Origin of the sequence: Klebsiella grimontii, from assembly GCF_900200035.1 — a bacterium.
In the GTDB taxonomy this organism is placed as follows: Bacteria; Pseudomonadota; Gammaproteobacteria; order Enterobacterales; family Enterobacteriaceae; genus Klebsiella; species Klebsiella grimontii.
On sequence record NZ_FZTC01000012.1, the window covers coordinates 37,343 to 63,729 of the forward strand.

The following is a 26,387-nucleotide window of genomic DNA, read 5'->3' on the forward strand; positions in this document are numbered from 1 at the left end:
ATATAAGGGCGGATTGCCTATAGGAAAATATAGTGCACTGAAAAATATTGCCGATGGAATTCTCGCAATTCTCTGTCAGGAAAGGATGATAGAGGATCTTCATAGAGATCAATTAATTAGTTCAAAAAAAGCTATTACTACAGATATTACTTCATCAATCTGCTGATGCCTAGTTAAAATTTGGCAGGGCTTGGAGTAACAAAAAAATGAACACTCTCAAGAATGTTCATAATTCTGCTGCTCGCTATACCCTCGAGTCTGACTACCTTTGCCAAACATTAACTTCGGATGAAACCACTACATTGAAACGAGGAATAGAGCTAAAATATCTCAAAGGATTACGTTTATCGTACATCAATTAGACATTAATTCATCAACTGTGAAGTCGGGGTTATCTTCAAAGTCATCATTATTAATACTTTCTGAATCAATAGCATATTGATTACTATCAATCTCAATATAAAATGCTTGAAATGTATTTACATCACCAGTAGGACTGTTATCATCATCCCAAATTATTTTAAGTGGTGGTTTGTTCTTTGGATTGTATTCATATATAACCCTTGATAGATCATCTATTTTTTCCGAACCCAATGGAATTGCGCCAAAATAATTTTTATAATGTTGTTCTAATGTAACCATTTTTGAATCTTTAACAATTCTATCGATGGCTGACAATGTTAGGCGTTTAACTACCTCCATCTCCTTATCTTCATGTTTCATTATTAATTTGTCATGTTTTCTAACTTTGTATTCACCGACCCTTGAAGGCATATCAAAATATGAACGAAGATTAAGGTTAGGTTGAGTTATTGTATTTAACTCATCAAGATATTGCATATAAAAACGCAGAAGGGTATGCCTACCTGTTGATCTCGAGTACGAAAGATCATTATATTCTTGTGGTAAATCATACTGATTGAAATCTTTTCTAATCCGGCTATTAGGCCCTACAATCCCTAAACCGAGAACTACAACGAAATCCGGTCTCAGATTAATATCATCTAACTCCCTATCTAACTCCTTGACTTGTTTAGCAATAGCTTCGAGACTTCTGTTCGATGCATAGGCAAATATTGCAGTTACAGGAACTACTGGGTGCAAACCTACTCTCATGCCTGGTGATGGCGAATTAGAAAAGCCTTTTGTGGGAACCATTTTTTTCAAACTTGCAATGTTTTTATATGCATCTCTTAACTCTTCGCTATCAAGATGAGATTTCATGCTAATTGCCCCAAAGACACTTTCCCTGGGATATATAGAATGGGAGTCAGATTTTAAAAATAATGGGCAGTGATCCTTGTCAAAAATCACAATATCTAACTCTCCACTTATTTCATTTTCAGGTGAAATAACTTCACCTCGTCCTATACCATACTTTCCGGGAAGATATTCTTTGAGAAAACCTACAAAGGCATCTTCTCTATTATCACCTTTACCGCCATTATGTTTTATTTGAATTGTCTTTTGGAATTTAGCTGATAACTCCAAGCTTATAGCTTCAAATATTTTTCGTATGTCCATGTATAACTCCATAAATTTCGATGAAAGTATTTCATACAGCTATCAAAAATTAAAAATATTGATTCTCTCAAAAACAAAATTATACTCCTCTAATTATTTCATCATAGCCATTTTCAATGTGTAATCCAATTATTTCTTCATGAAAATGGAAGCTAGGGCTAAAAATGAATATCAACATAATGAGAAACGGATTGTAGATACCCAATCCTGGCTCTGTTCCAAGATGCATCGCCAGCACATGTACGATAGCTTTATCCCAGCGGCAAGTTTTTGAACCAGCAGGAGTGTACACCGTTTTTAAGTGGTAAGGTTGCCCCTGAGTAGTGGGTATAAGACCTTCGTTTGTACGTACCTGTAATCCGGCCTCGATCAGTTTTTTATTTACTTCTTGTGCAGATATGTAACCGAAGTAACATCCAATATCGGATGCAGAAAAAAATAGCTTATTTTCCAAGTACGTTTTGTGATCAAACTGATAGAGAGAATCTATATAATTATCTCTCTCTTTCATTGCCTTTTCTTCGGCCTGTTGTATTTTAGTTATGATAGCCAACAGGATTTCGCATTTACCTACGATATCGTAATCGTGCAAAACCATAGCCATTGGCTTAATTTTTTCTATGAAATGTTCGGATGACCATACTGAATAATGAGGTTCTTCGTTTTGCTCTTGTGTCTCAAAGTCGTTATCAAGATCAGTCCCCAAGTTATCATCATCGCTAACGTAATTAGCGTATTCCTTTTCATGGTAGGAGATGAGTTTTGTAAGCTCATGGTCTAGCTGTTGCCTGTAATCCATAGTGATAGTCTTTCTCTATATGTTATCTATCGAATATGAGCATTATGCCAAAGCCAGTAGCAGTTTTGCTATACAATATCAGCCAGTATCGATGCATTTTTCGGTTTGCTCGGCCTGCTGACGGTTGTATCTAATACTGGGGGGCTGGTCACAGCCGCCAGTGCCTTGAGTTTCTTTTCGTTCATAATTTACCTGTTTCGTTGTTGAACTGAACATATCAAAAACAGGCAGATACACAATTTAAATTACAGTCTCTGCTTTAATTCCCAAATTCCAATCCTCCCTGCTATTTACTGCTATTAATAGCAGTAAATAGCAGCTTCCAACTCCCTGAAAAAATCAACTCCGATTTATCTCTATGATCTGATGAACACTCCCATTTACATTCCTCTCCTTGCAAATAGTAATATTCCCATACTCCTCTAGAATCTTTAAAGCCTTATTAAAACGCACACCATCTCTAAGCTGATATGGAGCATAGCGTCTGACATGTGTTTTAGCGACTCGGGTACACATGCCTCTTTGATTTATCGGTCCATTCAATAACCATTGATAGAGATTCCTTGCATCTTCTTCTCCTTTATCCATTCGTACCGTGAGTACTTTAACGACCTGATTATAATAATACTTAATAGCCTGAATGATATGTTCAAGCGTACCCTGACCTATTTCATCACCTTCAAACTCATAAAAGAAATGAATCAGCGTTGCCATTCTGACCGCATTCTCTGGAATTTTAGAAAGTATTCCTGCTAAGGCTGAATGTTTATTTCTGTCTACGACTATTAGATTTTCAATTTCATTCTGAAAGATAGAAAATTTTTTCTCTGCCTCGGGTGAAAAACAAAGTGTCCTCGGTGATGCATTGCTGATAGTTAATTCTAATAGTTCGCTAATTCGTTGATGGAATTTATCTAGATTTAGGTTATCACACTTTATCCCGGAAGATTGCTGACGCTGTCCTTGAGTGGTTGTTGTGACTGACCACAAGCATCGAGCAAAAAATCCATTGCCAATGGCACGCTCACCTCTTTTTTTGAGAAAACCATTCAATTCATTTAACTGTGTTAAAACAAGAATAACAAAGCGGCTGTCATCGATAATCAAGCGATGGTCCTTGCGTTCAACGTCAAAAGGAACACCATCCCACAATTGATTAAATAACGGGGAATTACTCATCGCTCTTCCGTTTAATACTCCACCACCTTCATCAGATACCAGTCCAGCAGACCCAATGTTTTCTGATAGACCTTTGAGTATGGCCTCATGGGTTGCATCGTTGTAAATCAGCTTAGGTAATTTAGGTGGCACTGGTTTCTCCAGGTAATGCTCCCGAAGCCTTTCTTGCTCACAGGTATTGTCTTTCCCTTGTTCTTCCTTCCTTCTGATAAGATTAAGTATTGATTTATTGATTGCCTGCCAGCCCAACAAGTTGGCCTCATACTCCTTGACCTTGTCGGAATACGCTTTCAAAGACTGCTTTTCAAACTTCAGTATGGGCTTCATGACCTGGTTGAAAACCGCCGTTTTTCGTTCTCCTGATTCTGCGATAATCACGTTATACAGGGAGACAGGACTTCTTCGTTCATCCTGATACTGAAACGCCACCAGAGCCTGAGATGCCAGTGACATAGCACTCAGACATGTTCCCATGATCAACTCGACTGGTGCCTGCGTTCTGTCGTAAATGGCTTGCACAGCGTTGTTGAGTTGTCTGGGGAAATGTTGTAGTGGATATTCACTATTTACAGAGGTATTATACATATTAATCTCCTGTTCAATTAATCGACATAAAAAGCGACAGGAGCAACTTACTTTTATTTTTTTACTTTGAGAAGGGCATAACCTTCAATTAGATTTCTTCGGACTTAATTAGTTTCATATTATAATTTCCAGCCTACTGACGTCTCGAATTTTATATAATCCTATCAGTATTGACTACAACCAAAACTACGCTGCCCATCCGAATAGTCTTTTGTGATATTTTTAGCGAGATAACGCAATCTATCGAGAACTAATGGATAGCTTGAAATAAAACTTAGCTGATTCTTATTGAGGTGGAAGTAAAAGTTATCTGCAAAGTTGATGAGCCAGTAATGTTTCTGATAATCGACATCCTTATCGAGTCTCAGTGTTCTTATCCAGGCGTCCATAATCATCAGAGATAAATTATGCGTATACTTACCTTTTTTATCAGGATAGTACGTCCCAGGAAAAGCATAAGTATCTTTATTAATAAATAAAGCCACGTGGTAGTGTTTGCGCCCATCCTGATGGAACTCCCTTACCCATACAAAACGTAAAGTACATGGATGAACACGTACCCCATTATTACTGCGTTTTTGTATATCTGCTGCTATCTGCGCATCAAGGGATGCAATAAATCTGGTCATCAGCGTTGAATCTGGGTTATAGATAGCATCTGGAATACAAAGTTCTATTTTTAACACCAGTGTTCTTGGGTGCTCTTTAAGTGCTTTATTAAGCGTGTCCTTTATCCTCTGTTTGTATCGTTTATTTTCAGTCCATTCAGCATGTTTATCTTTTACCAGATAATCGTTAGTTATCTTTTCATTCATGATGTTTTCCTGAGTTAATCTCTCAGTGATAAGTACGCTATGTTCGCCTATAACATTTATCCTTTTCATTAAATCTAACCCTCTGTATTATTAACCTTATTTTTGGTTATACTATATTATTATAAAACCATTCCGACATGATGAATGCTTTAAAAAAACAAACTGCAATAGAAGAAGGTTTTATCTGAAATCGAGAACTTATTGTGTTATTACATATAATACCAACTCTGAAGTTATTTTATCAGATTGACACTGACTATTACAGACCAGCATTTAACACACACTTTAAAATAGCCAAATATTATCACCGTGAATAGTTAAAACTATTTCAGTTGTTTCATCTGAATCTAAAAACAGCCATTTTATTTTCGTAACTAAACGAAAGACCATGCGCCAAAATGGTGCATGGTCTTTTTATTTATATCCCCTGATAAGGAATTATCCATGAGATTAGCCAGCCGCTTTGGTCGGGTAAACCAGATCCGTCGTGACCGCCCATTAACCCATGAAGAACTGATGCGCCATGTTCCCAGCGTTTTCAGTGAAGATAAACACGAATCCCGCAGTGACCGTTATACCTACATCCCCACTATTACTTTGCTTGATAATCTTCAGCGGGAAGGCTTCCGGCCTTTTTTTGCCTGTCAGACTCACGTTCGTGACGTATCAAAACGTGAACATACGAAACACATGCTGCGCTTGCGCCGCGAGGGGCAAATTACGGGTAAACAGGTGCCGGAAATTATTCTGCTGAACAGCCATGATGGTTCCAGTAGCTATCAGATGCTGCCGGGCTTGTTCAGAGCTATTTGTTGCAACGGGTTAGTTTGCGGTGAGTCTTTTGGCGAAGTTCGCGTACCGCATAAAGGCAACGTTGTTGAAAGGGTAATTGAAGGGGCTTATGAGGTGCTTGGCATTTTCGATAAGGTTGAAGAAAAGCGCGATGCCATGCAGTCGCTAATGTTACCGCCACCAGCACAACAGGCACTGGCTAAAGCGGCGCTGACGTACCGTTTTGGTGAAGATCATCAACCTGTTACCGAAACACAGCTACTGGCTCCCCGACGCTGGCAGGATGAATCCGGGGATCTCTGGACAACCTATCAGCGTATTCAGGAAAACCTGATTAAAGGTGGCTTATCCGGTCGCTCTGCACAGGGTAAACGCGCCAGAACCCGCGCCATTAGCGGTATCGATGGAGATTTGAAGCTCAATCGGGCGTTATGGGTAATGGCTGAAAATATGCTGCAACTTGCATCGTAAATCCCTTTGCTTATCCCACTTCATTTGTCGTGGTGTTTTGTTTTCAAAGGAGTAGTCATGTCTGAGTTTAATTTAACCTCTGCCTTCCCGATAAATGAACAGCGTATTATACGCCGCGCAATGCGTCTGCTGGAGAAATACCAGCGTCAACCTGGCGAGCAGTTTATTGCCACCGGCTTCACTAGAAATTGGCTGCAACTACGTCTTGCCCGACAGGAACGGGAAATATTTATGGCGCTGTATCTCGATAACCAGAACCGTCTGCTGGTGCATGAAACGCTGTTCCTCGGCACGATTAACAATACCGAAGTACATCCTCGCGAGGTTGTTAAATCGGCACTGCGCCACAACGCGGCTGCGGTGATCCTCGCCCATAACCATCCGTCAGGCGTTACAGATGCCAGCAAAGCAGACCGCACTATAACTGACCGGATCGTAAATGCCCTGAATCTGGTAGAAGTACGGGTACTGGATCATTTCATTATCGGTGATGGCGATACGTTGTCTTTTGCTGAGATGGGCTGGCTGTAGCTTCAACCCCACATATTTATCTGCACTGAACAGGAATCTTTATGGAAAAACACGATAACCCTGAATGGGGGCTTCTGTGCGAGGCAATACCTCGCTTTAGCGCAAGGCTGGTACAGGAAGGCAACTGGCTACATTATTTAGCTGACCGTGCCGGGATAACTGGTGCTTTCAATGAGGAAGAGTGCAACCAACTGAATACCGCATTTCCGCACTTTATTGAACAGATGGAGCTGATGCTGCTTTCTGGTGAGCTTAACCCCCGCCATGCACATTGTGTAACGCTGTACCACAACGAACTGACCTGTGAAGCGGATACCCTCGGTTCGCACGGCTACGTTTATATAGCGATTTATCCCACTCAACGTTAATTTCATTTTCCAACGAGAAACTATATGAAAACTCTTCCTGCAAATCAGCGGGTGGCGAAGCCATGCCTGCCACCTGTGCTTGTCTGGCAAACGCTACTTACACACCTGCTGGAGCAACACTATGGCCTGACGCTGGACGACACGCCTTTCAGTGATGAGAACGTTATCCAGCACCATATTGATGCAGCGATACCGCTGGCTGACGCGTTAAACTTTATAGTTGAGAAATATGAACTGGAACGAACAGATTGTGTTAGCTTCAGCACTCAGGAGAAATCGCCGTTCATTACTCAACTTGATCTACTGAGAGCCAGAAAAGCTACAGGCCTAATAAAACAGCCATAACAAGCATTACTTATATGTACTGTTAATCATAAGAATCCTGCCCTACCGCTACCACCAATGGCTTTATCACAATGCTCTCAGGGATGGTTTTATTTTTAGGCCCCTTAATAGGCCCCTTAGAAAAGCCGAACCGCTAATAAAGCTAAATAAAACAATGAATTAAAAGACCAATTCAGACTCCGCCAGCCCACCAAAATTCTCCATTGGTGATTACCAGAGTCATCCGATGAAGTCCTAAGAGCCCGCACGGCGCAAGCCCTGCGGGCTTTTTTGTGCCTTGAATTTGTCCCGCGAAGTCTGATGCCAACTAATTAAATCTGAACCTTTTAATCCCATTGGTAGGCCCAACGCAAAGCTCTATTGTTTTCGTTGGGCCTAAACGCATGGAGACTCCCCATGGCAAGAAAACCAAGCCGTTAACTGATACGGAAACCAAAGCCGCCAAACCTAAATATGATGATTAGCAGCAGTATGATGGTGACGGAATTACCCTATTAATCAAGTCCAGCGGTAGTAAGCTCTGGCAGTTCCGCTACTACCGACTTCTGACCAAACAACAAACCAAACAGAGCTTCGGTGCCTACCCTAACGCCTTTGACTCAAACCTCATATATCTGATGGATTTACTGCAGTTGGAAGCGACCGGTTAAATGCGCGCTGGGTAATAATCTGCCCGCCAGGCGATTGTTACAGAAGCAATATCCGTCCCAGGCGCGTGACTGCAAACATTTCGTATACGGGCAATGACTTTGCGGATGCGTAAATCCGGCCGGAACTCGCTATTTATCGTTTAGGGCATTAACTCGAAGGTGATGGAGATTAAAGTATCAGGATTCACGTCAGCCGGCGTGGTGCTATATAATGAGCCGGCCTGACCATACAGCGTCACCGTTCCGCCTTTAAAACCGGATGATAATACCTTAGCCAGCAGCGGATCGGTTTGTTTATCGTACACCATCGTTGAATTCATCGTATTAAGTATCGGCGTACCATCCAACTTTTTCTCCAGAATATTCAAGGATAAAGTCTCATTCTGCTTATACGGAGCTTTCCCCTTTTTATCAATCACAAAATAGACGCCATTAGGCAAAACCTCATATTTTTTGTTTTTGATTTTAGCCATGATTCTTTTTTCCATATCAACGTACTTAGACGATAGTTTTTCGTTAAGCATGTTGACGATGCTTTCAATTTCGTTTTCCTGCATTCTAAGTTTTTTATTATAGGCATCGTTAAACCCGGAAACCAACGCTGAAGGTGTCAGTTTGACATCATTGTCGGCCATTTTATTCACATCGGATAGCGCCTGAGTCAGGTAGAAAACACCCAGCGCATAGGCATTTTTGTTGCTTTTATCCGCCAGGTTTACATCGCTTTGCTTGATGGCCAGGCTATCGAGCGTAGACTGTAATTCTTTATTTTTATCATTCAACGCAGCGACTGAAGCATCATATTTTTTCTGCGCCGTTTCAGCCGCCGCGATGAGCTCAGCGTTCTTTTTCGACAGCGCGTCAAGAGCGGTTTTTTGCTGGCTTTCGCCCTGCGTGTTCTCAGTTTTCAGCGCGGCAATCTGCGCCGATAGCGTGCGGGTGGTCTCATCCAGCTTTTTCTGCGCCGCGGTTGCTGCTGCGCGAAGTTCCAGATTCTTTCCCATCAGCGTATCAATGGTGGTTTTTTGCAGGCTCTCCCCCTGCTCCTTCTGGGTTTGCAGCGCGGCGATTTGCACCGACATCGTGCGGGTCGTGTCATCGAGCTTTTTCTGCGCGGCAGCAGCAGCAGCGGCCAGCTCGGCGTTCTTTTTCGTTAGCGCATCAAGCGCGGTTTTCTGCCCGCTTTCGCGCTGCGCATACTGAGCCTTCAATGCGCTAATTTGCGCCGACAGGTCGCGGGTCGTGTCATCCAGCTTTTTTTGCGCCGCGTCGGCGGCGGCGGTCAGCTCGGCGTTTTTCTTCATCAGCGCGCTAGCGGCGGCAGGAGCGCCGCTCTCTTGCTGCCCACGCTGCGCTTTCAGCGCGGCAATCTGCGCCGACAGCTGGCGCGTCGTTTCATCGAGCTTTTTCTCCGCCGCTTTGGCCGCAGCGCTCAGCTCCGCATTCTTTTTCCGCAAAGCGCTAAGCGTACTTTCAGTTTTCGTCTGATTCACTCTCTTTCTGACGACGTCCTGCTTTTGCGGTGCTTTTTCATCACGGCTATCGTTATGTTGATTAGCCGACGCCGACTCCCCGCTGGCGGCATCTGAGGCCGGCGGATTGTTGATTTCGAGTTTCGATATATTATCAAGGAAATCTCCTCTCTCAGCACGAGCGGGAGACATCATAATAAGGGTAAAGAGAGACAATAAAATCGCAAGACCGCGAAGATTATATATATTCAATTCCCCCTTATGGTACATCATCTGGCCAGCCCATTCTTAAGTTCGGCTTTTCTTGCCCGGCTTTCGAACTCTTTAATTAATTTCTGCGAAATACTATTACACTTATCATTTATCTTGTATTCAAAAAGTGGAGTAATCGTTGACTTTACGCTGGCCGACGTTTGGCTTGAAACAGAAGCATAAAACTTAGCGTCGTTGATTAAACCATACAGCTCGTTTGAATCCTGCTGAAACTTTTTATCGAGCTTAACTAAAGCATCAACATCCTGGATACACTGCTGTAAGGCAGGAATCTGAGCCGGCTGTTCATTTTGCATCACATCTTTTTTTATTAGCGCGCTCTGTGGTTTTTTAACATTAGCGCACCCCTGTAATAAACCGACAGAAATGCACACCAATGCTAATAATCTATTTCTTATCATTTTCCCATCCATTAGAAAAAAAAGTTCAAAAAATATATTTATCGATTCCAGCAGAAAAAATTTTAACAAACAACGCCAGGCGTTAGATTTGCCATTAATTCAGAAAAAACACACAAAAAGGCTATTTTTTAACCAATTAATAGATGGGAATTATCCTGGTACCTAGCGATATTTTTATCTGAGATTTTACTCAAATCCATATTTTTAATAGCAAACCGCAGTTTATATGCCTGATATTCAACGGGCGTTTGCCAAATCAAATCAGGCATAAGTTTTTTCTAAATCCAGACCAAAAGATCACTCACTCCACTTCGGTCTGGCCACCGTATTCTTCTTCAGAAGATTGCGAAACTCCTTCAGGTAAGGTTCATTGCTGCGCCCGCGTTTGCATATCGCTGAGAAGGGAGATTGAAAGCCAAACTCATTGGGCAGCAGCACGCGCAGGCGATTCTCCTTAATCCAAGGCCAGGCGTAGTGCTCGGGAAGGTAGCCGATATATTTCCCGGACAGGATCAACAGCAGCTGCGCATCGACGGTTTCAACGGTCGCGCTGCCCTTGCTGAAGCCGCGCCGCCGCAGATCGCTGGTATTCCAGTAGCTGCGCGTCACCAGCGGACACTGGCTGATCAGCTCTTTATCGAGCTGTCGGCTAAAGAACATAGGATGCAGGTCGCTGCAGTAGAGCCAGTGCTGCTCGCGGTAGAGCGGTTCGCTAATGATGTTATGCACCCGCGAGTTGTAGCTGCCGATAGCGAGATCGATATGGTTATTCAGTACGCCGTTTAGCTGTTCCGCCGGGGTACGGATAATCAGCTTGATATGCACATTGGGAAACTTATCGCTAAAGCTGCGCAGCACCACCGGCAGCGACAGCGCGGTTTCCGTTTCGATGGAATCAAGCGTTGAGATACAAATCGTACCGCTATGCTCGCCTTTCAGCAGCGCCGACTGGCGCTCCAGCTCGTTCAGTTCACTCAGCACGCGGATCGCCTGCTGTAAAAAATGCTGCCCTTTTTCGGTCAGCGCAAAGCCGCCGCGCCCGCGCTGGCACAGGCTAAAGCCAAGCTGGCCTTCCAGCTGCGACATCGCATTGCTGATTGCGGAAACGGAAATCCCCAGCTCCTGCTGGGCCCGGCCATAGCTCTCAAGACGGGCCACCGCCTCAAAAACCTGGAGCTGTCGAATGTTAAGCGTCGCGTCGTTAAGCATGGCGTTTTAGTTCACTAATAAATGAACTAAGTATTTGCGGCAGACGATTTAAAGTCCAGCGCATCTTTCGCACTATCCCAGTTGTTGAGTTTTGTTGGTCAGATTCAGGAGCTGAAATGGATAACGTCTTTCATCAACCGCAGGGTGGCAACGAAATGCCGCGTTTTGGCGGCCGCGCCACAATGATGCGCCTGCCATTTATTGATAACTTACAGGGACTTGATGCAGCATTTGTCGGCATCCCGCTGGATATCGGGACCTCACAACGTTCCGGAACGCGCTACGGGCCGCGCTACATTCGTACCGAATCGGTGATGATTCGTCCGTACAATATGGCCACCGGCGCCGCGCCTTTTGATTCTCTGTCGGTAGCGGATATCGGCGACGTACCGATTAACACCTACAATCTGCTCAAATCGGTGCAAATTATCGAAGATTACTACACCGGTTTGAATAGTTTTCCGCTTATCCCCCTGACTCTCGGGGGCGATCACACCATTACCCTGCCCATACTGCGCGCGCTAACCAAAAAGCACGGTCCGGTTGGGCTGATTCACATCGATGCCCACACCGATACCAACGATGAAATGTTCGGCGAAAAGATCGCCCACGGCACCACCTTCCGCCGCGCCGTCGAAGAGGGGCTGCTGGACCTCAAACGCGTCGTTCAGATAGGCCAACGCGCGCAGGGCTACGCCGCCGGCGACTTCCAGTGGGGCGTCGATCGCGGCTTTCGTCTGGTCCAGGCGGAGCAGTGCTGGCACAAATCCCTGGCCCCGCTGATGGCCGAGGTTCGCCAGCAGATGGGAGATGGCCCGGTTTATCTCAGCTTTGATATCGATAGCCTCGACCCCATCTGGGCACCCGGCACCGGCACTCCGGAAGTCGGCGGCCTGACATCGATTCAGGCGCTGGAAATCGTGCGCGGCTGCCGCGGCCTGAACCTGATAGGCTGCGACCTGGTCGAGGTCTCGCCTCCCTACGACGTCAGCGGCAACACATCCCAGCTGGCCGCCAACCTGCTGTATGAAATGCTCTGCGTTCTCCCCGGCGTGAAATACCCATAGAGGAAAAACCATGCAGCTTAACGTCTTTCGTACGCTGTGGGGCGTCACCACCCCGTGGCAGCAAACGGTCAACGAACTCAAAAGCGTCGGCTGCTGCGGCATTGAAGCGCGGGTTCCGCTGACGGTGGAAGAGCAGCGGACGCTGGCCCAACGCATCGACGCGTCCGCGCTGGAGTATATCGCCATTGCCTTCAGCGGCGGCGGCGTCATTCCGGCTCAGAGCGAAACGCCCGCGCAGCACCTGGAGCGCTTAAAAGAACGTTTTGCGGCGGCAAAAGCGCTTAATCCGCGCTTCGTAAACCTGCTGGCCGGTAACGACCGCTGGCCGCTGGCGCAGCAGGTGGATTTTCTCGGCAGGGCGCATGAGCTCGCCGCCGAATATGAGCTGTTCTGCAGCTTTGAAACCCATCGCGCCACGTCGCTGTATAGCCCGTGGCTGACGCTGGAGATCGTTCAACAGCTGCCGCAGCTGCGCTTTACCGCCGATATCAGCCACTGGATCGTGGTAAGCGAGCGCCTGCTGGATGACCCCTGCGATGACTTCAGCGCTTTTATCGAACGGGTTCACCATATTCAGGCCCGCGTCGGCTACGACCAGGGACCGCAGGTGCCGCACCCCGCCGCGCCGGAATATCAGTCAGCCCTGCAGTTTCAACAGCGCTTCTGGGAACAGATCTGGCAATCGCAGCGCCGGCGCGGCTACCAGCAAACCACCCTTACGCCGGAGTTTGGCCCCGATGGCTACCTGCATCACCTGCCGTTTACTAACGTTCCGGTCGCCGACCTGTGGTCGCTGAATGCCTGGATGGCCCAGCGTGAACAGCGGCATTTTGTTGAATTCACCTCGCTAACTGAATAAGGAACTGGAGAAATGACCGCTGCAAAAAGTTCTTTTACTGAATTACCGACCATCAATATCAGCGACCTGACCTGCGACGATCTCGCCCGACGCCAGGCGGTGGCCGACGCTATCGGCCAGGCGGCCCGCGAAGTCGGCTTTTTCTACATTACCGGCCACGGCATCGCGCCTGAACTGATTGCCGGGGTCCGCGCGGCGGCCAAAGAGATTTTCGCCCTGCCGATGGAGCGCAAGATGGCGTACTACATCGGACAGTCGAAAAGCCATAAAGGCTACGTTCCGGAAGGCGAAGAGATTTACGGCTCCGGCAAGCCGGATCACAAAGAAGCGTTCGATATCGGCTTTCAGGCCACTGACGACCACCCGTACGTCATGGCGAAAACGCCGCTGATTGGCGCCAACGAGTGGCCGGACGTGCCGGCGTTTAAATCCCGGGTGCTGGCCTACTATGAGGCGGTCTTCGCCCTTGGACATCGCCTGTTTGATGCCTTCGCTCTCGCCCTTGGCCTGCCGGAAGGCTATTTCAGGTCGATGGTCACCTGCCCGCCGTCGAAGCTGCGCCTGATCCACTACCCCTTTGACGCCAGCGCCGAAGACGTTCCCGGTATTGGTGCACATACCGACTATGAGTGCTTCACTCTGCTGCTCGCCGACCAGCCGGGTCTTGAAGTGCTGAACGAAGATAGCGACTGGATCGACGCCCCGCCGCTGAAGAACGCGACCGGAGAAGAGGCTTTCGTGATTAATATCGGCGACATGCTCGAAGTCCTGAGCGCTGGCACATTTGTTGCAACTGCACACCGCGTACGCAAGGTGCCGCAGGAGCGCTACTCCTTCCCGCTGTTCTTCGCCTGCGACTACCACACGCTGATCCGCCCGCTGCCGGGCTTCCTTGAGGCAGGCGAAGCCAGCGAGTATCAAGAACTGAGCATTGGTGAGCATATGTGGAGCCAGGCGTTACAGACCTATCGCTACCTGCGCGAGAAAGTCACCCGAGGCGAGCTCCAGCTCCCTGAACGCGCCCGCGGCACTAACACCTTTGGTCATCTGAAAAAACAAGCACAGCAAAAAACCGTAAATAACCCGTGAGGATAAATGATGAACAAAACGCTAAAAAAACTCTCGCGCCGTGTGGCTTTATCCATCGCCGTCACCGCTTGTTTTTCACCGCTGGCTCAGGCCGCAGAGCTGCTGACCGAGGGCGTATTTAAAGTGGGGATGGAGGTGACCTATCCGCCCTTTGAGTCCTACGACAGCAATAACAACATTGTCGGTATCGACCCGGAGTTCGCGGCGCTGATCGCCGAGCATCTGAAGGCCAAACCGCAGCTTATCGACACGAAGTTCACCAGTCTGATCTTAGGCATCGGTAAAAAATACGATGCGGTGATCTCCGGTATGTACGTGACGCCCGAGCGCCAGAAGCAGGCGGACGCTATCCCTTATGCCCTGTCCGGCGCGTCAATCATTGCGCTAAAAAACAGCACTATTCAGCCGAAAACGGAAGACGAACTGTGCGGCGTGAAGGTGGGACTGCAGGCGGGTACCGCCTGGGTTTCGAGCCTGAAAACGCACTCCGACGAGTACTGTCTGAAAAACGGCAAACCGGCCATTAGTATTCAGGAATTCCCGACCGCGCCGGAAGCCTCCCAGGCCCTGCTGTCGAAAAATATCAACGCCCAGTTAGAAATCGCCCCGGCGGCGCAAATTATCGTCGAAAAAAGCCGCGGTCGCCTGGCCATTAGCTCAAACCGCCTGGTCTATCCGCTGCCGCTGGGAATTTACGTCGCCAAAGGCAATACCGAGTTGGCCGAGGCCATTAAATCAACGTTAGCCACCCTTAAAGCCAACGGCAAATACGACGCCATCATCAAGAAATACAACTTAGAAAGTATCAACTAATACAATAATGAAACGGGAGTCGGTATGGAGTTCGATTGGGGATACTTTTTCTCATTATTTAGCGTTGGGGCATTCTGGCAGGCGTGTGTCACCGTAGTTGTCGTCAGTTCATTGTCCTGGTTTATTGGTCTGATATTAGGTTTTCTTTTAGCCTGCGCTAAGCTCTCCGGCCCGCGCTGGCTGAAGGTTCCCGTCGAACTCTATATTTGGTTTTTCCGCAGCGTGCCGCTGATGGTCCTGCTGGTCTTTGTCTATAACCTGCCGCAGCTGTTTCCGGCCACCCAACCGCTGCTCGGCATTCCGTTTATTGCCGGGCTGGTATCGATGACGGTGACCGAAGCGGCCTATATGGCGGAAATCCATCGCGGCGGACTGCTTTCGGTCGCCAAAGGGCAAAGCGAAGCCGGCCATGCCTTAAGCTTTAGTTTTATCGGCGTTCAGCGCTTAATTATTATCCCGCAGGCGTTTCGTATTTCCCTGCCCACCCTGATTAACGAATACATCACCATCATCAAACTCAGCTCGATTCTGTCGGTGATTTCGCTGCCGGAACTGCTGCTGACCGGCCAGCGCCTGTATGCGCAGAATTTCCTCGTCATGGAGACGCTGCTGGCGGTCGCCGTTTATTACGTCATGGTGGTGACGGTGTTTACCTGGCTGTTCAGGGGGCTGGAAAACCTGCTGGATATTCAACGTAAGCGTCCGCAAACGCTCAATGAGAGTGAATGCGCAACCCTGCGCCAGAACCTGAAGCCGCCGGTACAGATGCAAAAAGCGCAGGCCGCCAGCGGCAACCCGCCGGCGCTGGATCTCCATGCCATCGAAAAATCCTGGGGCCAGCACCACGTGCTGAAAGGCATCGACCTGAAAGTGGAAAACGGCGAGGTGATCAGCATCATCGGCCCGTCCGGCTCCGGCAAGACCACCCTGATCCGCACGATTAACGCCCTTGAGAGCATCGACGGCGGCGAGATCATTCTTTACGGCGAGGATTATCTGAAAGGCGCATCCGTTGTCGATAAACAGCAAATGCGCGCGGGCGTACGCCGCATCGGCATGGTGTTCCAGGGCTTCAACCTGTTTCCCCACCGCACGGTGCTGGATAACGTGATGCTCGCCCCGCTCTATCACAAGCTGCTTGACCGCGCCGCCGCCAGGGAGCAGGCGCTGTGGCTGCTGGATCGCGTCGGTCTGCTGGCGCACGCCGAAAAGTACCCGTACCAGCTCTCCGGCGGCCAGCAGCAGCGCGTAGCCATTGCCCGCGCCCTGGCGCTGAAACCGGACATCATGCTGTTTGATGAACCCACGTCGGCGCTGGACCCTGAACTGGTTGGCGAAGTGCTGAAGGTCATTCAGTCCCTCGCCCGCGAAGGCATGACGATGATTATCGTGACCCACGAGATGGACTTCGCCTTATCAATTTCTGACCGGGTGGTGATGATGGAAAACGGCGTCGTGCAGAGCGATATGCCGCCGCAGCGCATTCGTAACGATGTCGCCGATCCGTCGCTGACCCGCATTCGTGAATTTATGGGAGTGCAATAAATGGCAACTGAACGGGAACTACGCCAGCAGCTGGCCGCCGCCTATCGTCTGGCGGCGCTCTTCGGCTGGGAAGACACGCTGTATACCCACTTTTCCGTACGCCTGCCCGGCGACGGCGAGCCGCGGTTTTTGATTAACCCCTTCGGCATGATGTTTGACGAAGTCACCGCCAGCAATTTAATCGTGGTCGATATGCAGGGTAAGGTCGTCGAAGGCAGCGCCCCGGCGAACTCGGCGGGCTTTACGATTCATAGCGCGGTCCATATGGCCCGCGAAGACGCCCACTGCGTGATCCACACCCATACGCTGCCGGGGATGGCGGTTGCCGCCTGCGCAGACGGGCTGCTGCAGCTTAACCAAATCAGCACCGAATTTTATCAACGCGTCGGCTACCATCCTTATGAAGGCGTGGCGTTCGATCTCGATGAACGGGTGCGGATCCAACGCTCGCTCGGCGAGAACATCGCCATGATCCTGCAAAGCCACGGCCTGCTGTCGGTCGGGCGCACCGTCGCCGATGCGTTTTATATCATGTACTACCTGAACCGCGCCTGCGAGATCCAGATGGCCGCCGCGCAGCTGGCACCGCTCAGCCCCATTCATACGATACCTGAGCCGCTGAGCCGACACGCCTGCGAGCAGCTGATGGGGGTTGAACATGAACGCCAGCTGGTGTGGCAGGCGTGGCTACGCCGCCTCGATCGTCTTGATACTTCTTATAAAAGCTAATGCCTATGACTCAGTTAACCATCGTCGTGGATTGTAACGATCCTCAGTACAGCGAGGAAATTTGCGCCGCGCTCGCGCTGTTTCCGCAAGTGAAAGCGGTTCTGCCAGAGGACCCCGCCGCCCGCGAGGCGCAATACGCCTGCTGCTGGTTTCCCGACCCGCAGCTGCTGGCGCGCTCGCCTCAGCTGAAGCTGATCCAGGCCGCGTCCGCCGGCGTCGACCATTTGCCCGCCAGCGTTTTCGCCAGCGATGTTCCGCTCTGTCGGGTGGTGGATGAAGATTTTCGTCACGGTATGTTTGAATACGCGCTGTGGGGCGTGCTGTGGTTTCAGCGGCGCTTTGACCGGGCGCTGGCCCACCAGCGCGAGCGCGTCTGGAAAATGTATCCACAGCGAGCGGCAGCCGATTATCACGTTGGCGTCATGGGCCTCGGCGAAATTGGCGGCTATATCGCCTCGCAGCTGGCCGGGCTGGGGTATCGGGTTTCCGGCTGGGCGCGTAGCGAAAAAGCCCTTACCGACGTGCGCTGCTACCACGGGGAGGCGCAGGCCGGCGAATTCCTTGGCCAACTGGATGCGCTGATCAACGTCCTGCCGTTAACCGAGCAGACGCGAGGCATCCTCGCCCATCCTTTACTGCAGCAGTTGCCCGACGGCGCGGCGCTGATTAACTGCGGCCGCGGCGAGCATATGGTGAATCGGGACGTGCTCGAGGCGCTGGATAGCGGCAAGCTCTCCGGCGCGCTGCTTGACGTCTTCCCCGTCGAGCCGCTGCCCCAGCAAGACCCGCTATGGCAACATCCGCAGGTGGTTATCACTCCGCATATGGCCTCCATCGCGCAGACGGAGGTGATTGCCCGCCAGCTGCTGGACAACATCCAGCGGCTGCGGCAGGCGCTGCCGCTGAAAAACCTGGTGAACAAACAGAGCGGTTATTAAGCCCGAAAACGTCAATAGTCTCATATCCGCTGCTACGCTTAATGGTCTGTCCGACAAAAAATAAGGCTGTCAGCATGAATATTGATTTATCGGGGAAAGTCGCACTGGTCACCGCCTCTACCGGCGGTATTGGTTTCGCCATCGCCAAAGGTCTGGCGGCCAGCGGCGCGGAAGTGATAATTAATGGTCGCAGCGAGCGTAGCGTGAGCGCGGCCCTCGCCCGTTTGCAAAATGCGGTTCCCGGCGCAACAACGCGTCCGGCGATCGCCGACTTAAGCAGCGCTGAAGGCGTCAATTTGCTGGTGCAGGCGGTGAGCGGGGTCGACATTCTGGTGAATAACGCCGGTATTTACGGCCCGCAGGATTTCTATGAAACCGATGATGCAACCTGGGAAAACTACTGGCAAACCAACGTGATGTCCGGAGTGCGTCTTTCCCGTGCCCTGCTACCGGCTATGGTGCAGCAAGGCTGGGGTCGGGTGGTGTTTATCTCTTCGGAATCGGCACGTAATATTCCGGCGGATATGATTCATTACGGCGTGACTAAAACCGCTCAGCTGTCGCTGGCCCGCGGGCTGGCGAAGTTTGTCGCCGGAAGCGGCGTCACGGTCAATAGCGTGCTGCCGGGGCCAACTATCTCTGATGGCTTTGCTGAGATGATGAAAGATGAAGTCGCGAAAACCGGGAAATCGCTGGAACAGCTGGCAAAAGAGTTCGTGATGGCGAACCGCCCAAGCTCGGTGATTCAGCGCGCGGCCACGGTGGAAGAAGTTGCCAATATGGTGGTTTACGTCTGCTCGACACAGGCTTCAGCGACGTCAGGTGCGGCGCTACGCGTTGATGGCGGCGTGGTGGATGATATTGTCTGATAAGCTGCGCACCATAATATTGGCCCCGGTTTTGGCATAGGGGATCGCATCCGCCTGCCGGGTACGCTCCGGTGTGATATAGCGCGCCGAGGATTAAGCTGCTGAATTTGGTATCCGCCAGCTGTAGCGTCAGGGTGGCGTCCGCCGCATTGGCCGCCGGGACAAGTCCCGATGCCAGAACCAGCGTAGTGGCGAGATAGCGCAATGAGAGATTTCTTTTCATCATAAGGCTCCCTCGTTATTTATAGAGAAATGCGCCAATGATGGGCGTCGGCAAGCTGGCACAAGAGTTCAAACATCATGGTCGCGCCGGTCAGGCTGGTGAGATTGCCCTGATCAAAGGGCGGCGAGACTTCCACTACGTCGGCACCAATCAGATTCAATCCCGCAAGCTGACGAACGCAGCGCTGCGCCTGCAGCGTGGTCATACCGCCAATTTCCGGCGTTCCGGTACCTGGCGCATAGACCGGATCCAGGACATCGATATCGAAGCTGATATAGGTAGGCTGCTCGCCGACAATCGCGCGCGCCCGCTGCATCACCTTGTCAATACCCAGCTCGTCCACCTGCTCCATGCGAATGATGGTGATGCCGTTTTCCTCCGCCCAGCAGTGTTCATCTGCGGAAAACAGCGCGCCGCGAATACCAATTTGTACCGTACGCCGTGGATCGAGAACCCCCTCTTCTACCGCACGACGAAACGGGGTACCGTGGGTAAAGCGCTCGCCGCCGAAATAACTGTCGTTGGTATCCGAGTGGGCATCAAAATGGATCATTCCCAGCGGTTTATCCCGTCCGAGCGCGCGTAAAATCGGCAACGTGGTGAGATGGTCGCCGCCAGCGGTTAAAGGCATCACCTGCTGTTCAGCCAGGGCGCGATACCAGGCCTCAATGCGCGCCAGGCTATCCTGCATATCAACCGGATTGATACGCACATCCCCCAGGTCACCAACGCGGGCGTAATCATAGGGAGAACGGCGGGTAGTCTGGTGGATCCGACGCACCAGGCTTGAGGCATTGCGTAGCTCGCGTGGCCCGTGGCGAGTTCCCGCACGGTTTGTTGTTCCGCCGTCCCACGGCACGCCTACGATGCCGATATCCAGCTCAGCGGCCTGCGGTGCGAAAGGGAGGCGGAAAAAAGTCGGCAATCCGCTAAAGCGCGGGATTTCACCGTCCTGCGGCTGCGGATAGTTTTTTTCTGTTGCGGTAGTCATTGCGGTGTCTCCATGGCTTATTGGGCGATGAAGACATACTGCTGAACGGGGAATAGAGAAAAAATAGTCAAAGCCAAAAAATTAGTTTAGAAAAATAACAACAAAACCGGAGCTTACAGCGGAGTATCCCCTTTATGTCAGTTGGAAAATTTCCCAATCTGCGGCTGTTACACGTGTTTATTACCGTAGCGAAATACCAGGGCTACGCCAATGCGCAGCAGGAGCTCAACCTGACAGTTTCGGCTATCAGCAACTATATGAGCGAACTGGAAGAGAAACTTGGGATCATCCTCTGCCGTCGCGGCAGGGGCGGTTTTTCTCTGACCGAAAAAGGGGAAACCGTACTCCAGCAAAGCATCGACCTGCTGAATTCAATGGAGGATTTTGAGCGCAATACGGCGACGCTACGCGGCGAACAAACCGGGATCTTTAACTTTGGAGTGATCGATTCAACAATTACCGACCCGATGCTGCCGATGAGCGACATCATCGCCACATTTAGCGAACGTTTCCCGCGGGTGCATATCAATTTACAGGTCAAAAGCCCGAACGCGCTTTTGCAGGGCGTACTGAACAATGAACTGGATATTGCCATCGGTACCTTCTCGTTGCAGGCTAATAGCGTGGTGTCCCATCCGCTCTATCGCGAACAAAACTGGCTCTATTGCGGCGACAAACACTCGCTATTTACCCTTAAACATCCGACGGAAGCACTGATTTCCGAGATGCGAATGGTCACCCGCAGCTACTGGAGCAGCAGCGATTTAGGGCGTAAGGGATTTAAGCGGAGCGTCGCAAGCGCGGAAAGTATGGAAGCGCAGCTGATGCTGATTCTGTCCGGCAAATACGTCGGCTATCTGCCGGAACACTACGCTTTGCCATGGGTGCAATCGCATAAGCTGCGCGCACTGCTGCCGACGGAATATGGCTATCAAGCGCCTTTTTCGCTGATTTTCCGCCGCGGCCGCAGCAAAGAACCCCTGATTCGCGCCATGCGCGATATCGTGCGCTTGCGCGTTAAATCACGCAAAAGTTAGACCCTCTGGGCTGCCCTTCCCCCCACCAGTACCGCCGCCAGCGCAACCACAACCGGCGCCAGCGAACCCCACAGCACGGCATTCCAGCCGAAGAGATTCATCAATGCGCCGGAGGAAAACGAGCCAATCATCATGACCCCGAAGACAATAAAATCGTTCAGCGATTGCACCTGAGTTTTCTCTTCCGGGCGGTGAAAATCCATAATCTGCGCCGACGCGCCGGTAAAGCCGAAGTTCCAGCCAATGCCGAGCAGGATGAGCGACAGCCAGTAGTGCATAACGTCGATACCGGCGAGGCCAACCATCACCGACAGCACCAGCAGAATCAACCCTGCGGCGTTAATACGCCGGGCGCCGAAGCGATTAATCAACTTGCCGGTAAAAAATCCGGGGCCGTACATGGCGATCACGTGCCACTGAATGCCCAGATTCGACGCCTGCTGCGAGATACCGTGCATGTGCATGGAAAGCGGCGCGGCGGTCATCAGAAAGTTCATCACCATATAGGAGATTGCGCCGCTGAAGACCGTCCGGGAAAACCCCGGCTGGCGTACGATTTCGCCCAGTGGACGCCCGCCAGATTGGGTCTGCGCCACCGGCGCGGCGGTTTTTACCCCCAGCAAGACCAGCGCCGATAGCGCCGCCACCAGTCCCTGAGCGATAAAGGTCATTGCGAAGGTGTGCGGTGGCCACAGATTCATGGTGCCGGTCACCAGCATCGGGCCGATAACCCCCGCCGCCACGCCGCCCCCCATGACCAGGGAGAGCGCCCGGGCGCGCCGCTCGCCGCTGACGCCGTCGGTGGCGGCAAAGCGGAAAGAAACCGCCACCGCCGCATAGGCGCCGCCGAAAAAGGCCGCGATACAGAATAGCCAGAACGAACCGAGCACCACCGCCAGCGCAGCCAGTACTCCCGTCAACACGCCGGCCCCGGTGCCGGTCATAAAGACCGTTTTGCGTCCGCGCCTTCTGGCCAGTGCGCCAAACGGCAGTATGCAGGCGGCCATGCCCAGCACAAAAATGGTCACAGGCAGCGTTGCCAGCGTCGGAGAGGGCGCGATGGCGTTGCCAACAATCGCGCCGGTGGCGTAAAACACCACCGAGTTTGCCCCCGCCAGCGCCTGTGCCGTCGCCAGGCGAATAATATTCTGGTTTTGCTGCCCGACGGGCAGCGTTATCTCAGCGCTCATGGACTCTTTTTATCCTGAATTCGTTTTCGTTATGCCAATACCCTGACTGACATAATGAACGTAATCAGGCATTCCGACCAGCCATCACGCCGCCATCAATATCCCAAACCGCGCCGGTCACCCAGCGGGTGCTCTCGCTGAGGAGAAAAGCGACGGTCTGCGCGATATCATCAGGCGTGCCGACGCGGCCAATGGGATGGAAGCCGTCAAAGCTATTCATCACCGCCTTCACATCCTCTTCAGGAATAAAGCCTTCATAGATTGGCGTATGCACCACCGCCGGGGATACCGCATTGACGCGAATACCGCTGCCGCCCAGCTCAATCGCCAGGTTTTTCGTCAGCGCATGCAGCCCCGCCTTCGCCATGGAGTATGCCGAGGACGGCGTCGCGCCGATGGCCTGCTGCGCCCACATCGACCCGATATTCACAATCGAGCCTTTGATGCCGTTGGCCAGCATATTGCGCACCACCTCGCGGGTGATAAAAAACGTCGCGCGGTTGAGATGCATATACCGATCGTAATCGGCCATTTCATGTTCGATAAACGGCTTCGGGAAGAAGACGCCGGCGGCGTTGACCAGCAGGCTGATATCCTGATGCTCTGCATTGATGTTCGCCATTACCTGCTGCATACCGGCCTCGCTCGTCAGGTCAGCGACGATAACATCTACCTTCCCCGCTGCCGCCAGCGCCTGGCGCGCCCGTTCGGCCTTTTCCCGGCGATTGCCCACCAGCACCACGCTGCCGCCATTCTCCACCACCCGTTTGGCCGTCGCCAGCCCCATACCGCTGGTTCCGCCAACCACGAGCAGTTTTTTTCCCATAAACGTCGTATTCATCATTCACCTCTTCACGTTTGCTTGTATGGCCTCAGCATGCCTGTCCACAACCGCGCTGACGAATGAGAAGAAATAGTCCTGCAGCAAAGAAAATCTATCTTGATAGCCTATACTGGGGCGAAATTTGACTGAGGGATATCCAGCATGCGATCGCTTAACCGACTGAAATGGCTTCACGCTTTTGAAGCCGCCGCCCGCCACGGCAGCTTTACCGGCGCGGCGCGCGAGCTGGGGGTCACCCCCGCCGCCGTCGGGCAACTGGTCAGGGCGCTGGAAGAGTGGGTCGGCCATCCGCTGCTGCACCGCACCCGTGCCGGTAAAGCGCGTCTGACCCTGGTGAGCGAGGCCCAGGAAGCGCTGCAGGATATTACGCAGGGACTGGATAAGCTGGAGAGCGGGCTGAATAAGCTTCGCGGCCGCCGGGCGCGTTCGGTGGTGGTGATCACCGCCTCGCAGGTGCTGATGATGAACTGGCTGATGGAGCGCTTAAATCGCTTCTCCGCCGCCCATGAAAATATCGACCTGCGCCTCAACGTTACGGAAAAGCTGATGGATGTGGCCCACGGCGAAGCGGATTTAGGCATTCGCTGCGGCCGCGGCGACTGGCCCGGGGTCGATAAAACCTGGCTGATGGATGAGGAGGCGGTGCTGGTGTGCAGCCCGCTTATCGTCCCGGCAGAAAAAATCGCCTGCGGCGACTGGCTGGCGGCGCAAAAGCTAATTCATGATGATACGCCGCATCCCGGCGCCAGCTTTCCCTCATGGGAGGATGTGCTGACCGCGGCTCAGGCCCCGACGGCGCGCGATAGCGGACTGCATATCGACTTAACGTCGGCGGTTATCCTTGCCGCCCTCAGCGGGCGCGGCGTCGCCCTCGTCCGCCGGGCGCTGGTAAAACAGCTCCTCGCCACGGGGCAGCTCGTCCAGCTACAGCCCGCCCGCCGCTGGCCGCTCACCTGGTCCTACTACATCGTGACGCCGCAGCATGCGGTCATGCGTCCGGAAGTGACGGTGTTTTATGACTGGCTGCTTCACGATGTGCTGGCGGAAAACCCGATGCGCTGATTATCTTCCGCCAAACCCGCATAGAAAACCTTTATTGCACTATGGTTTTACCTGGTCATGAATGCGCCACTTCTGCTTAAGCACATTTTTATCCTGGCTGGCCAGCCACTGGTTTACCTTCTCCAGCAGCTGCGGGTTATCTTTATTCATCATGTAGACTTTAAAGCTGGCGGTGCCCGGGAACGGCGTCTCGTTAGCCACGCAGAATACGCCCGGTTCATTGCTCTGGTAATAGACGCCTTCAATCAGGTCGGTCACCATCATATCCGCCGTTTTCTGCCGCAGCGCTTCAAGGTTATCGATATTGTTTTTCACCCGGATAATTTGCGCATGCTTGATATGTTCATCGACAAAGCTTTGGTTGGTTCCCCCCGGATTCACTACCACCTTCACGTTCGGCTGGTCGATTTTTTCCAGGCTACCGAGGGCTGGCGCCGACGCGCAGTTAGCCAGCGCAATCTTGCCGTTCGGCACCACCGGCTGGCTTAACGCGAAATCCTTCGCCCGCGCCGCGGTTTCCGTCACCCCGCCCATGGCGATATCAAACTTATCGGCCTGCAGATCGGCGGAGAGCGTTGGCCAACTGGTCGGCACGAAGCGCACCTTCAGGCCAAGCCGCTTGCCGAGATCTTTCGCCATATCCACATCGTAGCCCAGCAGTTCTCCGGCTTTATTGTGAAACGCCAGCGGCGCGTAGTCTCCCGGCACACCGACTTTAAGTTCGCCGCTTTGTTGGATGCTGTTCATGTCGCGCGCCTGGGCGCCAAAGGCGATGGCGGCAATGATGAAAGCAAGACCTGACTTCAACTTCATCTTTATATCCTTGTCCTAATGTGAACCGCTTTTGATTAAACCGCGCTGCGCAGCGGGTTCTGTTTATTCGCCATAAAATCTTTAATCATGGTCGCCGTCAATACCGGCGGCGAAAAAGCGGACAGCGTCCCTTCGGCGGCGCGCCCGGCGAGCAGCTCGCAAAAGCGTTCAACCTGATTAACCGGACAAGCGGCAATATCCTGGGCAGAGTAACGCCACCAGCGTAGCGCCAGCAGCTGCGCGATAATCGCCTCGCTAAAGCGCATGCGGATGACCTTCGCCGGATTACCACCGACGATAGCGTACGGCGCGACGTCTTTGACCACCAGCGCGTTGGCGGCAATAACGGCCCCATCGCCAATCGTGATGCCCTGCGCCAGGGTGACATTCTGACCAATCCACACATCGTTGCCGATGGTGATTGGCCGGGGTGTTTTCTCAAAAGGGTAAAACTGGTTGGGCCTGCCGCTGTCGGCCGCCAGCGTCGCCATAACGCCGGAGTGATGGGCATAAAAAACCGGGCTGGCGCTGGCCCACTCCAGCGGATGCCGGTCGCCCAGCACCTGGAGCCGATCGGCAATCGAGGTGTAGCGCCCTACCCTGATGAGCGCCGGCAGCAGGGTTCGCGTATAGCTAAAAGCGCCCAGTGAGGCCAGCCGTTCGCCGCAGCGCCCCCAGTAGGTGGTATAGGCCTCGGTAGCTAAATTTTCCGGTACGTCGATCGGCAGATCATCACGGTAAAAGGCGTGGGCGCAGACCAGCTTCTGCCCGCCGACAAAAACGCGCTGCGCCTGCAATAGAGGCTTAAGATCACCAAAGGCGATTTTCATTTTCGATTTTCCCGCACAAAAGTACTCCCGGCCAGCCGCTTAATCTCTCGATCATTGATAGCGTACCGATCCGC

At 51.6% G+C, this 26,387-nt stretch carries 26 protein-coding genes and 2 pseudogenes; 15 read left to right on the plus strand and 13 right to left on the minus strand.

The window, feature by feature from the left end:
- Positions 1 to 354: 354 nt before the first annotated feature.
- From KOSB73_RS04450 to KOSB73_RS04465, 4 genes are all read right to left on the minus strand, one after another.
- Positions 355 to 1,524: a DUF6602 domain-containing protein gene (locus KOSB73_RS04450; RefSeq protein WP_098140267.1), complete on the minus strand. Its 1,170-nt coding sequence runs from the start codon at positions 1,522 to 1,524 to the stop codon at positions 355 to 357.
- Positions 1,525 to 1,603: 79 nt separating this feature from the next.
- The gene (locus tag KOSB73_RS04455; protein ID WP_098140268.1) at positions 1,604 to 2,323 is read right to left on the minus strand and encodes a hypothetical protein; all 720 of its coding nucleotides are present in this window, start codon (positions 2,321 to 2,323) and stop codon (positions 1,604 to 1,606) included.
- Positions 2,324 to 2,662: 339 nt separating this feature from the next.
- The gene (locus KOSB73_RS04460; RefSeq protein WP_098140269.1) at positions 2,663 to 4,087 is read right to left on the minus strand and encodes a YfjI family protein; all 1,425 of its coding nucleotides are present in this window, start codon (positions 4,085 to 4,087) and stop codon (positions 2,663 to 2,665) included.
- A 164-nt stretch (positions 4,088 to 4,251) separates the two neighbouring features.
- Entirely contained in the window at positions 4,252 to 4,902 is a 651-nt protein-coding gene (locus KOSB73_RS04465) for an inovirus Gp2 family protein (protein WP_098140270.1), read from the minus strand.
- A 444-nt stretch (positions 4,903 to 5,346) separates the two neighbouring features.
- On the opposite strand from KOSB73_RS04465, the gene KOSB73_RS04470 reads away from it, so the two are divergent.
- From KOSB73_RS04470 to KOSB73_RS04490, 5 genes and pseudogenes are all read left to right on the plus strand, one after another.
- Positions 5,347 to 6,165: a DUF932 domain-containing protein gene (locus KOSB73_RS04470; protein ID WP_098140271.1), complete on the plus strand. Its 819-nt coding sequence runs from the start codon at positions 5,347 to 5,349 to the stop codon at positions 6,163 to 6,165.
- A gap of 57 nt (positions 6,166 to 6,222) precedes the next feature.
- Positions 6,223 to 6,696, plus strand: coding sequence for a RadC family protein (radC, locus tag KOSB73_RS04475; protein WP_098140272.1), 474 nt, complete (start codon positions 6,223 to 6,225; stop codon positions 6,694 to 6,696).
- Positions 6,697 to 6,737: 41 nt separating this feature from the next.
- Entirely contained in the window at positions 6,738 to 7,064 is a 327-nt protein-coding gene (locus KOSB73_RS04480) for a type IV toxin-antitoxin system YeeU family antitoxin (protein WP_098140273.1), read from the plus strand.
- 24 nt (positions 7,065 to 7,088) lie between these two features.
- Positions 7,089 to 7,409 carry a TA system toxin CbtA family protein gene (locus KOSB73_RS04485; RefSeq protein WP_098140274.1) on the plus strand — a complete coding sequence of 107 codons (321 nt, stop codon included), beginning with the start codon at positions 7,089 to 7,091 and terminating at the stop codon, positions 7,407 to 7,409.
- Between the two features lie 383 nt (positions 7,410 to 7,792).
- Positions 7,793 to 7,996, plus strand: a pseudogene (locus KOSB73_RS04490) (integrase arm-type DNA-binding domain-containing protein); the annotation flags it as partial.
- A gap of 203 nt (positions 7,997 to 8,199) precedes the next feature.
- Here the strand turns inward: KOSB73_RS04490 and KOSB73_RS04495 are convergent.
- From KOSB73_RS04495 to KOSB73_RS04505, 3 genes are all read right to left on the minus strand, one after another.
- Positions 8,200 to 9,552: an FKBP-type peptidyl-prolyl cis-trans isomerase N-terminal domain-containing protein gene (locus tag KOSB73_RS04495; RefSeq protein WP_224253837.1), complete on the minus strand. Its 1,353-nt coding sequence runs from the start codon at positions 9,550 to 9,552 to the stop codon at positions 8,200 to 8,202.
- A gap of 248 nt (positions 9,553 to 9,800) precedes the next feature.
- Positions 9,801 to 10,205, minus strand: coding sequence for a hypothetical protein (locus KOSB73_RS04500; RefSeq protein ID WP_098140301.1), 405 nt, complete (start codon positions 10,203 to 10,205; stop codon positions 9,801 to 9,803).
- Positions 10,206 to 10,502: 297 nt separating this feature from the next.
- The gene (locus KOSB73_RS04505; RefSeq protein ID WP_004135102.1) at positions 10,503 to 11,414 is read right to left on the minus strand and encodes a LysR family transcriptional regulator; all 912 of its coding nucleotides are present in this window, start codon (positions 11,412 to 11,414) and stop codon (positions 10,503 to 10,505) included.
- A 116-nt stretch (positions 11,415 to 11,530) separates the two neighbouring features.
- On the opposite strand from KOSB73_RS04505, the gene speB (KOSB73_RS04510) reads away from it, so the two are divergent.
- From speB (KOSB73_RS04510) to KOSB73_RS04545, 8 genes are all read left to right on the plus strand, one after another.
- Complete coding sequence (speB, locus tag KOSB73_RS04510; RefSeq protein ID WP_004135100.1) at positions 11,531 to 12,481, plus strand: agmatinase; 951 nt, start codon at positions 11,531 to 11,533, stop codon at positions 12,479 to 12,481.
- 10 nt (positions 12,482 to 12,491) lie between these two features.
- Positions 12,492 to 13,340, plus strand: coding sequence for a sugar phosphate isomerase/epimerase family protein (locus KOSB73_RS04515; RefSeq protein WP_098140276.1), 849 nt, complete (start codon positions 12,492 to 12,494; stop codon positions 13,338 to 13,340).
- A 12-nt stretch (positions 13,341 to 13,352) separates the two neighbouring features.
- On the plus strand, positions 13,353 to 14,429 hold the full coding sequence (locus tag KOSB73_RS04520; RefSeq protein WP_098140277.1) for an isopenicillin N synthase family dioxygenase: 1,077 nt from the start codon (positions 13,353 to 13,355) through the stop codon (positions 14,427 to 14,429).
- Positions 14,430 to 14,438: 9 nt separating this feature from the next.
- Positions 14,439 to 15,242 (plus strand): ABC transporter substrate-binding protein, encoded by an 804-nt coding sequence (locus tag KOSB73_RS04525; RefSeq protein ID WP_024358401.1) that lies wholly within the window; start codon positions 14,439 to 14,441, stop codon positions 15,240 to 15,242.
- A 24-nt stretch (positions 15,243 to 15,266) separates the two neighbouring features.
- Entirely contained in the window at positions 15,267 to 16,787 is a 1,521-nt protein-coding gene (locus KOSB73_RS04530; RefSeq protein WP_004135091.1) for an amino acid ABC transporter permease/ATP-binding protein, read from the plus strand.
- Positions 16,788 to 17,516 carry a class II aldolase/adducin family protein gene (locus KOSB73_RS04535; protein WP_004135089.1) on the plus strand — a complete coding sequence of 243 codons (729 nt, stop codon included), beginning with the start codon at positions 16,788 to 16,790 and terminating at the stop codon, positions 17,514 to 17,516. It abuts the gene before it with no gap.
- 5 nt (positions 17,517 to 17,521) lie between these two features.
- Positions 17,522 to 18,454, plus strand: a complete 933-nt coding sequence (locus KOSB73_RS04540) for a 2-hydroxyacid dehydrogenase (protein WP_024358402.1) — start codon at positions 17,522 to 17,524, stop codon at positions 18,452 to 18,454.
- Between the two features lie 74 nt (positions 18,455 to 18,528).
- Positions 18,529 to 19,323: an SDR family NAD(P)-dependent oxidoreductase gene (locus tag KOSB73_RS04545; protein ID WP_004135085.1), complete on the plus strand. Its 795-nt coding sequence runs from the start codon at positions 18,529 to 18,531 to the stop codon at positions 19,321 to 19,323.
- Between the two features lie 12 nt (positions 19,324 to 19,335).
- Here KOSB73_RS04545 and KOSB73_RS31465 read toward each other — a convergent pair.
- Together KOSB73_RS31465 and speB (KOSB73_RS04555) are read right to left on the minus strand one after the other, a co-directional pair.
- Positions 19,336 to 19,546: pseudogene (locus KOSB73_RS31465) on the minus strand (ABC transporter substrate-binding protein); the annotation flags it as partial.
- 19 nt (positions 19,547 to 19,565) lie between these two features.
- The gene (speB, locus tag KOSB73_RS04555; RefSeq protein WP_004135083.1) at positions 19,566 to 20,537 is read right to left on the minus strand and encodes an agmatinase; all 972 of its coding nucleotides are present in this window, start codon (positions 20,535 to 20,537) and stop codon (positions 19,566 to 19,568) included.
- A gap of 134 nt (positions 20,538 to 20,671) precedes the next feature.
- On the opposite strand from speB (KOSB73_RS04555), the gene KOSB73_RS04560 reads away from it, so the two are divergent.
- Entirely contained in the window at positions 20,672 to 21,574 is a 903-nt protein-coding gene (locus tag KOSB73_RS04560) for a LysR family transcriptional regulator (RefSeq protein WP_004135081.1), read from the plus strand.
- Here KOSB73_RS04560 and KOSB73_RS04565 read toward each other — a convergent pair.
- Complete coding sequence (locus KOSB73_RS04565) at positions 21,571 to 22,764, minus strand: MFS transporter (protein WP_098066947.1); 1,194 nt, start codon at positions 22,762 to 22,764, stop codon at positions 21,571 to 21,573. The two genes, KOSB73_RS04560 and KOSB73_RS04565, sit on opposite strands and share 4 nt — an antisense overlap.
- Before the next feature lie 64 nt (positions 22,765 to 22,828).
- Positions 22,829 to 23,605, minus strand: coding sequence for an SDR family NAD(P)-dependent oxidoreductase (locus KOSB73_RS04570; protein WP_004135077.1), 777 nt, complete (start codon positions 23,603 to 23,605; stop codon positions 22,829 to 22,831).
- A 144-nt stretch (positions 23,606 to 23,749) separates the two neighbouring features.
- On the opposite strand from KOSB73_RS04570, the gene KOSB73_RS04575 reads away from it, so the two are divergent.
- Complete coding sequence (locus tag KOSB73_RS04575) at positions 23,750 to 24,670, plus strand: LysR substrate-binding domain-containing protein (RefSeq protein WP_098140278.1); 921 nt, start codon at positions 23,750 to 23,752, stop codon at positions 24,668 to 24,670.
- A 39-nt stretch (positions 24,671 to 24,709) separates the two neighbouring features.
- Here the strand turns inward: KOSB73_RS04575 and KOSB73_RS04580 are convergent, their stop codons facing one another.
- Positions 24,710 to 25,483 carry a transporter substrate-binding domain-containing protein gene (locus KOSB73_RS04580; protein WP_004135074.1) on the minus strand — a complete coding sequence of 258 codons (774 nt, stop codon included), beginning with the start codon at positions 25,481 to 25,483 and terminating at the stop codon, positions 24,710 to 24,712.
- A 35-nt stretch (positions 25,484 to 25,518) separates the two neighbouring features.
- Positions 25,519 to 26,313, minus strand: a complete 795-nt coding sequence (locus KOSB73_RS04585) for a CatB-related O-acetyltransferase (RefSeq protein WP_049085033.1) — start codon at positions 26,311 to 26,313, stop codon at positions 25,519 to 25,521.
- Between the last annotated feature and the right edge of the window lie 74 nt (positions 26,314 to 26,387).